Origin of the sequence: Thermoactinomyces sp. DSM 45891 (genome assembly GCF_900119485.1) — a bacterium.
Classification (GTDB): Bacteria; Bacillota; Bacilli; order Thermoactinomycetales; family Thermoactinomycetaceae; genus Baia.
The window spans coordinates 22,998-32,107 of the sequence record NZ_FPJZ01000023.1; the positions used below are offsets into that span (position 1 = coordinate 22,998).

Below are 9,110 nucleotides of genomic sequence, written 5' to 3' on the forward strand. Positions count from 1 at the left end.
CCTTGAGGTCCCGTTACCCCTTGAGGCCCGGTATCTCCTTGAGGTCCCGTTGCTCCTTGAGGTCCTGTATTCCCTTGAGGTCCCGTATCTCCAGTAGCACCCGTAGCCCCGTTAGCGCCTGTAGGCACTTCTAGTTTCACGATGGCAGAACCAGGTGTTACCGTGATTTCTAACGTATCCGATATAAAGTTGAGCGTATCTCCAAAGCTGAGTGGAACATTTCCGTCCGCGCCTGAGTTTCCTTGAACTAAAAATAAGAAATCACCTGTAACAAAAGTTCCCGTCGGCCCTTGAGGACCTGTAGGCCCTTGAGGTCCTGTAGAACCCTGAGGTCCTGTAGAACCCTGAAGTCCGGTTGCACCTTGGGGTCCTGTGTTCCCTTGAGGCCCTGAAGCCCCGGTGCCCCCTGAAGCTCCAATCTCGCCTGACGGACCTGCTGGTCCTTGAGGCCCAGTAGCGCCTGCTGGTCCGGGCGGTCCTCCAGATGGCCCTGTTGGCCCAGTGGCACCTGCCGACCCGGTTGGTCCCCTTGTCACGTCTGTGTTTAACACATTTTCTAACTTCTCGTTTAGGATCCATTCTTTCTTCCCGATTACATTAATCGTGTCGCGAACGCTATTATTGATCGTAAGTAAATCGCTAATGGAAGGTTGAAAGGATGTTGAGACTCCAGGGAGCGTTCCGAGAACGTATTGGAGCTTTTCACCCTCGGCATTAATAATATGGCTTAATCCTAGCTCTTCTAAGGCAATGGATGATAAGAGAAGATTTACTGCATCTTCTCTGGTAATGCTTATATTCGGTGAAATATTAGGAATATTCGCTTGAGACATGATATACCTCCTCGATCAAATATTCTCACTATAAATATATGTTTGATTCCTACTATATGTTAAGTTTCCACGCGAAAGAGGCTATTCTCGTATAATCTCTCTACGGAATAGCCCCTCCTCTCCTGATTTATCTCTTCTACAATCTAACTCCCTTGTATCTCAAGGATTCTCTCTAATGGAATGAAACAGTCAGCCTAATTGACGCAAAATTACTTCTGCAATTTGCAGAACATATTTTTCTAATTGTGCATGATTCGGTCCCTCTGCCATCACCCGAATAAGTGGTTCTGTACCGGAAGGGCGTACCAAGACACGACCTTCTTCGCCTAGTGCATCTACAACGGCTTGAATGGCTTGTTGAATCACTGGATTCGTATCCCAGCCCTCTTTCGAAGACACACGTACATTTTTCAACACTTGAGGAAACTTGTGCATCTTATCTTTTAAATTGGACAAGGTTTCTCCTTCGTCTTTGACGGCACGTAGGAGTTGAATGGCAGATAACATACCGTCCCCTGTCGTATTATGCTCTAGGAAGATAATATGTCCAGATTGTTCTCCACCTAGGTTATATCCACCTTCACGCATTTTTTCCATCACATAGCGATCACCCACAGCAGTACGTTCTGTAGCAATTCCTGCTTCTCCGGTTGATTTAAAGAATCCGAAGTTAGACATCACCGTTGTGACGATGGTATCCTTTGCGAGTAACCCTTTTAGTTTGAAGTAACGAGCACAGATAAACATAATCTGGTCACCATCGACCACATCACCCTTTTCATCTACCGCGATTAAACGGTCAGCATCTCCATCAAATGCTAGGCCCAAGTGTGCCCCTTGTCTGACTACCTCTTGCTGAAGCCGTTCTGGATGAGTCGAACCACAATCTACATTAATGTTTACACCATCAGGATTTACGGCAATCGTTGTCACATCTGCCCCTAGGTCTCTTAACAAATGCGGCGCCAATTCATAAGCCGCTCCATTGGCCCCATCAACCACAATATGCATCCCACATAGATCCGTATCAATCGTTGACTTCAGATGTTCCAGATATGCATCAATACTGTCACTCTCGTCAGATATCCGCCCGATTTCTTTTCCAATTGGTCGTGGAATTGGGTCATTAGCGGGATCTTTTTCTAAAATCTCAAGTAATCGTTCAATCTCCGCTTCCGTCTCATCTAATAACTTATAGCCATCTGCCCCAAAAAATTTAATGCCGTTATCTGGAAAAGGATTATGAGAAGCAGAAATCATAACACCTGCATCTGCCTTTAGATGACGCGTTAAAAAGGCTACACCTGGGGTACTCACGATGTCTAAACGGGCTACATTTGCCCCGATGGAAAGCATTCCTGCCACCAATGCTGACTCCAGCAACTCTCCTGATAGACGAGTATCTCTGCCTACTACAATGAACGGACTCGTTTTCCCACGAGTTAACACATATGCCCCCGCTCTTCCTAAACGAAATGCTAACTCTGGTGTAAGTTGTTGATTGGCAACCCCTCTAACACCATCCGTTCCAAAAAATTTACCCACTTTCATTTCTCCTCCTTGCTCATGTTTCCATCCAATCACGATTTGGATCGAATCTCGATCATTGCTTTTTCTGGAGTTTGGCTTTCCAGCACAATCCCCTTCGGCAGTTTTATTTGTATCGGGACTTGGTGAACACCTGCTGGAAGGTTATCCAAATCACATACTGCCTCTATTTGATCCATCCGTAATGCATCTAGTAGATTAGGCGCTCCTGATAAGGAAGCATCCACTGCTTTAGGTGTTATCATCCTTGCTTCAAGTCCTTCTTCTATGTGAATGGATTGGAGTGGAATATCTCTTATCTGCTTCAAGTTAGACCGCTTCATTTTAACATAAATTTCTACATCCATGGGTTCCACTTTTTCGACTCCCACAGGCTTCGGAACCTTTGCCCGGAATCGATACACACCTTCTGCCTTTGGCAATTCGACTGGAAGATCCACTTTATTTAATAACTCTAACATAGGACGATTTCCGTAATAGGTAATCTTAGATGGATCGGACCTTATCTCCACCACTTCAACAGAAAGGTCCTTAGTTGAATAAGTCAGTTGAATCGGAATCTCTTTTGATATAAAAGGATATGCTAAGCTGGGATTTTTCTTATATAACGTAACTGTAACCTTATCAGGGTGGACCGTGTTTTTCACTCCAGAAGGAACCCCCGTTACGATCACAGGGACACTGCGCTGTTCCCCCTCTATAATCGGTTCATCTACACGAATTTGGGCCCGAACTCGAGAAGAAGCATACTGAAGCGAAAATGGATTTCCACTCATCATGATCGTCACTTCTTTTTGGGTTTGTATCAGCTCATAGTGCTCTTTATCATATTCTGCGGTTACAGGGACTGTCTTACTTTGGGTATCATTTTGAGCTCCTTCTTGATCCTTATTAAAATAATGAACCATAAACCATAAAACCCCTGCTAACAACACTGAAATCACTCGAATGACCCAATTATTTTCTAGCCACTTGTTCATTTCTTCCCTCTTCGCTCACGCCAACTCCGGAATATCGAGATCGTTGGCGAATTTGGTTGAATCTGTTGATATAGTCGCTCAAATATAAGATCCTCGGAAATACCTCGCTCTAATTTACCACCAATAGCGATTGAGATCTGCCCTGTCTCTTCTGACACAATCACCACACAAGCATCTGAAACTTCACTCATCCCTATAGCGGCACGATGTCTTGTGCCCAGCTCTTTACTAATAGAAGGGTTTTCGCTCAATGGTAAAAAGCATCCCGCAGCCATAATCGAACCAACTCGAATTACAGCCGCACCATCATGTAAGGGTGAACTCGGTAAAAAAATATTTCGGAGCAATTCATTACTTACTTTCGCTTGTAATTCAATTCCTGATTCTATGTAATCGGAGAGTCCTGTCTCCCGTTCGATCACAATCAATGAGCCGATCCGTTTGCTGGCAAAGTAAGTAACCGCTTTGGTTATTTCCCCAGATACTCGAGTCACTACTTCATCTTTGGCTACTTGCCCCCTTGTAAAAAAGCCCCTTCTACCAATTTGCTCTAAAGCCCTTCGTAACTCAGGTTGGAAAATGATAATCACCGTAATGAGGCCCACTGATAATAAGTTTTCAATGAGCCAACGTAATGTCCGTAGCTCAAGAAAATTACTTAACAACCATAAAAAGACAACCACACTAATTCCTTTTAGCAACTGCACTGCTCTCGTCCCACGTAATAACGTCAATAGTTGATAAATAAGGAAACTGACGATCAATATATCAATAAAATCATTTATATACTTTGTTATTCCAACCAATGATTGCACATTGTTTCCTCCAACGCATTTATGTATATATTATGCTTCAAATAAACAAAAAGATTTCACCCAATATAAGGACACAATAAAAACAAATCGTTCAAACATACCATTCTAATTGAAGCATAGTAAAAAGACTCCCTTTATAAAAGAGAGCCCCACCTACTCCGTCCCAGTACAGTACTATGCAATAACGCCTCGTTCATGAGAGTAATCTTTGTACTTCCCCTCCACCATGATCGACTTTAATCGCTGTACTGCCTCCCAGACATCTTGATACGATGTATATAAAGCGATTGGCGCTAGTCTGATCACATTAGGAGCTCTAAAGTCAGGAATTACTCTCGCCTCTTTTAGCGCTTTGCAAATCCGCGTCGCTTCTTTATGTTCAAGGGAAATATGGCCGCCCCTGCGATGATCTTCCATCGGGTTTCCAATCACAAAGCCCCACCCTTGGAGTTCGCTTTCGATTATCAACATCATATATCGAGTTAACGATAATGACTTTTCTCGGATAGACTCCATCCCAATCTCATCAAACATCGATAAGGAACCGATTAATGGGGCCGCATTCAAGATAGACGGGGCACTTAATTGATACGCCCCTGCATCCGTAGAAGGTTCAAATGTATGACTCATATCAAATTGACGCTCTTTATCAGATCCAAACCACCCAGCTAGTCCAGGAACCGTGCCGAAGTGTTTTTCATGCACATAAATCGCAGCAACACTACCTGGGCCACTATTTAGATATTTATAGGAGCACCAGACCGCAAAATCTACGCCCCACTCATGGAAAGCGTGGGGAACAGCCCCTATGGAATGGCAAGCATCAAATCCGATTAAGATTCCAAGTCGATGCGCTTCTCGAGTAAGGAGTTCGATGTCTAGTAATTGACCACTTCGATAAAGTACCGTGGGTAATATCATCAAAGCCACATCATCCTTCATACAAGCGATGATATCTTCTTCATCGATGTACCGACCCTGCTTACTTTTTACAGATAGTAAATGCTCTTCCGGATCTAGGCCATGTAGTTGAAGTTGGCTCTTAATCGCATAGATATCCGTAGGAAAATCCAGATCATTTGCTACGATCTTAGTGCGTTTCCCTTCGGGATGATAAAAAGTGGCCATTAACTGATGCAAATTCACAGTAGTTGTCCCAGTCGCAACAACCTCCTCCTTCTTTGCCCCAACAAGGGGAGCCATCTTAGCCCCTAACATTTCGGCTAAATAAAACCAAGGATATTCTCCGTTTGACCAACCGTCGATCTGATATATCTTCCAAGATTCAAACATCTCCAAGAAAGACTTCTCTGCTCTTGTTGAACATAAACCCAAAGAGTTACCGTCCAAATAAATCTGATCTGATATCAGATAAAATTCATCTCGGTACTTTGAGAGTACATCTTGGTGATCTAATCTCCTTGCTTCCTCTAGAGTGGGCTTCATCGCTGCTAGTTCTCCTTCTATTTAGAGTTTGGTTCGCAAATCCCATAGCTCGGGGAAAAAACGATGCTCCATTGTACTACGAAGATATGGAACTCCCGGTGAGCCCCCTGTTCCTCGCTTAAAGCCAATAATCCGCTCCACAGTCTTCATATGACGAAAACGCCACTGCTGCATCCAATCCTCCACATCAACTAATTTTTCAGCTAGTTGATAATAACTCCAATACTGATTTACATCTTGATACACCTCTAACCAGGCCTTCTCCACACTCTCATCGGATTGATAAGGCTTGGTCCAGTCACGATCCAGGATAAAAGGAGAGATATAAAATCCTTTCTTTGCCAGTGCTTGGATGGCAACATCATATAGACTAGGTTGTTGCAAGGCACCTTCAAGCATTTTCTTCACTTCGTCTTTATGACTGTAAATTTCCATAATAGGAGTACTTTTCTTGCCTAAGTAAAATTCAATCATTCGATACTGGTAGGATTGGAAGCCAGACGATTCTCCTAGGAAATTTCGGAATTCGATATATTCCGCGGGCGTTAACGTAGACAGTACATCCCAAGATTGAATCACCTGCGACTGAATTCTGGATACCCGTGATAACATCTTTAAAGCAGAAGCGATATTGTTAGAGACAATATGTTGAATGGCTGCTTGGAGCTCATGAATCATTTGCTTCATCCACAATTCACTGGTTTGATGAATGACAACAAACAGCATCTCATCATGATGATTCGAAAGAGGGTTTTGTGCATCTAAAATTTGATCCAACTGTAAGTAGTCACCATAGGTCATGTTATTACGGAAATTCGTTTGAACCCCTTCAGGACGCTCTGTCTGCCCTAGTCCTTCTTTTTTTGTCATGATCATCACATCCTCATTTATGAATCTCAACTATATAACAATGACTAAGACTAATTAATTTTAAATTAAACATTCTGTAAATGACTAATAGTATTTTACAACAAGCCAACCCGATTGAGAACAACTGCAGAAAATAATTCGTTTAAAAAGAGACGAGGTAAACAGCAAAACCTTGCTATCTACCTCCTTAATCAAGAGCTATAAGATTTTCTTTCCTAGCACTGAACTAATAAGTGCAACAGCCACTTTCGCAGTTAGATTAGCCTGATCTAAAATAGGATTTACTTCTACAAACTCAGCCGATGTAAGAATCTTTGAATCAGCTAACATTTCCATAGCTAGATGACTTTCCCGATACGTAATACCACCTGGCACAGGAGTCCCAACTCCTGGGCAGTCTGAAGGATCCAAACCATCCAGATCTAAACTCAAATGAACACCATCTGTACCGTTACCAACAATCTTGATCGTTTCCTCCATGACACGAGCCATGCCCAAGCGATCTACTTCATGCATAGTAAACACTTTAATTCCTAAATCCCGAATCAATTGTTGCTCACCCAGATCTAACTCGCGAGCACCAACCAATACGACGTTTTCTGGACGTACTTTCGGAGCAAAGCCTCCTAGATGAGTTAACAATCGATGACCAATTCCTAAGCTAGCCGCCATCGACATTCCATGAATATTTCCAGAAGGGGACGTTTCACCCGTATTTAAATCACCGTGAGCATCATACCAGATCAAGCCCAAATTTTGATAGTGTTTCGCCGCACCAGCAACCGTGCCAATAGCCATGCTATGATCTCCACCGAGCACCAGTGGAAAGCGCTTTCTTTCTATGACTCCCGAAACACACTCAGCAAGCTCTTCACAGACACCCGCAATCTCATGCAAATATTTTAAGTTTTGATCGGAGATTTCTAAGGACTCCGGACTCGGAATCGCTATATCACCTAAATCTTCAACTTCAAACCCCAAATCGCGTATGGTTTGTTGAAGTGCAGCATATCGTATCGCGCTAGGACCCATATCCACACCACGACGACCTTGTCCAAGATCTATAGGCATTCCAATGATTGAGATAGGTTGTTTTATCATTTATTACATCTCCTTGCTACTAAAGAAGAATTGAACAATTTAAGTTTACCATATAAAAACTTTCCTTAGTAAAACAATTTACCACCCTCAACCTCCTGTGACATATTTATGCATTTAACAGAATTTATCCATCATATTTTCAAGAACATCCATTAATAGACTTTCTGAAGCGAATTATATTTATACAGGCCATCTACTAAATTCGTAATATTCAACCTAGTAATCCACGTATTATAAAGGCACTTTTCCTTGAAAAATAAAAAATCCCAGATAGTCCAACTATCGGGATAACGTAATTCTATTTGGTGACCCGTAGGGGATTCGAACCCCTGCATGCCAGCGTGAAAGGCTGGTGTGTTGAACCGCTTCACCAACGGGCCATAAATGGAGCTTCCTACCAGGCTCGAACTGGTGACCTCTTCCTTACCATGGAAGCGCTCTACCTAACTGAGCTAAGGAAGCGTATGGCTCCTCAAGCAGGACTCGAACCTGCAACCTACCGATTAACAGTCGGGCGCTCTACCATTGAGCTATTGAGGAACAGTGGAGCGGGTGAAGGGAATCGAACCCTCGCAAACGGCTTGGAAGGCCGATGTTCTACCACTGAACTACACCCGCATTATGGAGCGGAAGACGGGACTCGAACCCGCGACCCTCGCCTTGGCAAGGCGATGCTCTACCACTGAGCCACTTCCGCAGAAATCAAATATGAGCCATGAAGGGCTCGAACCTTCGACCCTCTGATTAAAAGTCAGATGCTCTACCAACTGAGCTAATGGCTCTCACTAAGATGTCTAAACAAAAATGGCTGGGAAGGAAGGGATCGAACCTTCGCATGACGGAGTCAAAGTCCGTTGCCTTACCGCTTGGCTACTTCCCAAAAACAAAAAAAAATGGTGGAGGGAGTAGGATTCGAACCTACGAAGGCGAAGCCAGCGGATTTACAGTCCGCCCCATTTGGCCACTTTGGTATCCCTCCATATTATGGTGGACGCTGACGGGATCGAACCGCCGACCCCCTGCTTGTAAGGCAGGTGCTCTCCCAGCTGAGCTAAGCGTCCAAACTTTTATCAAGTTCTTGGTGACCCGTAGGGGATTCGAACCCCTGCATGCCAGCGTGAAAGGCTGGTGTGTTGAACCGCTTCACCAACGGGCCATGCTGGAGCTTCCTACCAGGCTCGAACTGGTGACCTCTTCCTTACCATGGAAGCGCTCTGCCTAACTGAGCTAAGGAAGCATGGCTCCTCAAGCAGGACTCGAACCTGCAACCTACCGATTAACAGTCGGGCGCTCTACCATTGAGCTATTGAGGAATACTACTAAGCCTAGCGTTTGACAATATATAAAATATACATATATAGAATATTTTATACTATCATTTAAAAGATATAGCCTGGCGACGTCCTACTCTTCCAGGACCCTGCGGTCCAAGTACCATCGGCGCTGGAGGGCTTAACGGTCGTGTTCGGGATGGGAACGAGTGGATCCCCTCCGCCATCATCACCAGACTAAGTTGT

General features: G+C 43.9%; 7 protein-coding genes, 12 tRNA genes and 1 rRNA gene. All 20 read right to left on the reverse strand.

The window, feature by feature from the left end; translation table 11 throughout:
- The coding region (locus BT147_RS13645) for an alpha-helical endospore appendage domain-containing protein (protein WP_143188015.1) at positions 1 to 833 on the reverse strand (833 nt) is incomplete at its 3' end.
- Positions 834 to 1,022: 189 nt separating this feature from the next.
- Entirely contained in the window at positions 1,023 to 2,378 is a 1,356-nt protein-coding gene (glmM, locus tag BT147_RS13650) for a phosphoglucosamine mutase (RefSeq protein ID WP_072336536.1), read from the reverse strand.
- Between the two features lie 35 nt (positions 2,379 to 2,413).
- Entirely contained in the window at positions 2,414 to 3,361 is a 948-nt protein-coding gene (locus tag BT147_RS13655) for a CdaR family protein (RefSeq protein ID WP_072336516.1), read from the reverse strand.
- Positions 3,358 to 4,176 (reverse strand): diadenylate cyclase CdaA, encoded by an 819-nt coding sequence (gene cdaA / locus BT147_RS13660; protein WP_502688574.1) that lies wholly within the window; start codon positions 4,174 to 4,176, stop codon positions 3,358 to 3,360. Before cdaA ends, BT147_RS13655 begins: the two co-directional genes overlap by 4 nt.
- A 174-nt stretch (positions 4,177 to 4,350) precedes the next feature.
- Positions 4,351 to 5,622 (reverse strand): kynureninase, encoded by a 1,272-nt coding sequence (gene kynU / locus BT147_RS13665; protein ID WP_072336519.1) that lies wholly within the window; start codon positions 5,620 to 5,622, stop codon positions 4,351 to 4,353.
- A 21-nt stretch (positions 5,623 to 5,643) separates the two neighbouring features.
- On the reverse strand, positions 5,644 to 6,492 hold the full coding sequence (kynA, locus tag BT147_RS13670; RefSeq protein ID WP_072336522.1) for a tryptophan 2,3-dioxygenase: 849 nt from the start codon (positions 6,490 to 6,492) through the stop codon (positions 5,644 to 5,646).
- Positions 6,493 to 6,690: 198 nt separating this feature from the next.
- Positions 6,691 to 7,593, reverse strand: coding sequence for an arginase (gene rocF / locus BT147_RS13675; RefSeq protein WP_072336525.1), 903 nt, complete (start codon positions 7,591 to 7,593; stop codon positions 6,691 to 6,693).
- 303 nt (positions 7,594 to 7,896) lie between these two features.
- Positions 7,897 to 7,973 (reverse strand) — tRNA-Glu (locus BT147_RS13680).
- A gap of 5 nt (positions 7,974 to 7,978) precedes the next feature.
- A tRNA-Thr gene (locus BT147_RS13685) sits at positions 7,979 to 8,055 on the reverse strand.
- A gap of 3 nt (positions 8,056 to 8,058) precedes the next feature.
- Positions 8,059 to 8,133: transfer RNA gene (locus tag BT147_RS13690), tRNA-Asn, on the reverse strand.
- Between the two features lie 4 nt (positions 8,134 to 8,137).
- Positions 8,138 to 8,211 (reverse strand) — tRNA-Gly (locus BT147_RS13695).
- A 4-nt stretch (positions 8,212 to 8,215) separates the two neighbouring features.
- A tRNA-Gly gene (locus BT147_RS13700) sits at positions 8,216 to 8,290 on the reverse strand.
- 12 nt (positions 8,291 to 8,302) lie between these two features.
- Positions 8,303 to 8,375: transfer RNA gene (locus BT147_RS13705), tRNA-Lys, on the reverse strand.
- A gap of 23 nt (positions 8,376 to 8,398) precedes the next feature.
- A tRNA-Gln gene (locus BT147_RS13710) sits at positions 8,399 to 8,473 on the reverse strand.
- Positions 8,474 to 8,487: 14 nt separating this feature from the next.
- A tRNA-Tyr gene (locus BT147_RS13715) sits at positions 8,488 to 8,572 on the reverse strand.
- 6 nt (positions 8,573 to 8,578) lie between these two features.
- Positions 8,579 to 8,654: transfer RNA gene (locus BT147_RS13720), tRNA-Val, on the reverse strand.
- Between the two features lie 18 nt (positions 8,655 to 8,672).
- A tRNA-Glu gene (locus tag BT147_RS13725) sits at positions 8,673 to 8,749 on the reverse strand.
- A gap of 4 nt (positions 8,750 to 8,753) precedes the next feature.
- A tRNA-Thr gene (locus tag BT147_RS13730) sits at positions 8,754 to 8,830 on the reverse strand.
- A 1-nt stretch (position 8,831) separates the two neighbouring features.
- Positions 8,832 to 8,906: transfer RNA gene (locus tag BT147_RS13735), tRNA-Asn, on the reverse strand.
- Between the two features lie 78 nt (positions 8,907 to 8,984).
- Positions 8,985 to 9,101 (reverse strand): 5S ribosomal RNA (gene rrf, locus BT147_RS13740).
- Between the last annotated feature and the right edge of the window lie 9 nt (positions 9,102 to 9,110).

Coding starts and splice junctions, on each gene's coding strand:
- BT147_RS13655 (WP_072336516.1), bottom strand. CDS start 3,361: ATGAACAAGTGGCTAGAAAATAATTGGGTCATTCGAGTGATTTCAGTG.
- kynU (WP_072336519.1), bottom strand. CDS start 5,622: ATGAAGCCCACTCTAGAGGAAGCAAGGAGATTAGATCACCAAGATGTA.
- rocF (WP_072336525.1), bottom strand. CDS start 7,593: ATGATAAAACAACCTATCTCAATCATTGGAATGCCTATAGATCTTGGA.
- kynA (WP_072336522.1), bottom strand. CDS start 6,492: ATGACAAAAAAAGAAGGACTAGGGCAGACAGAGCGTCCTGAAGGGGTT.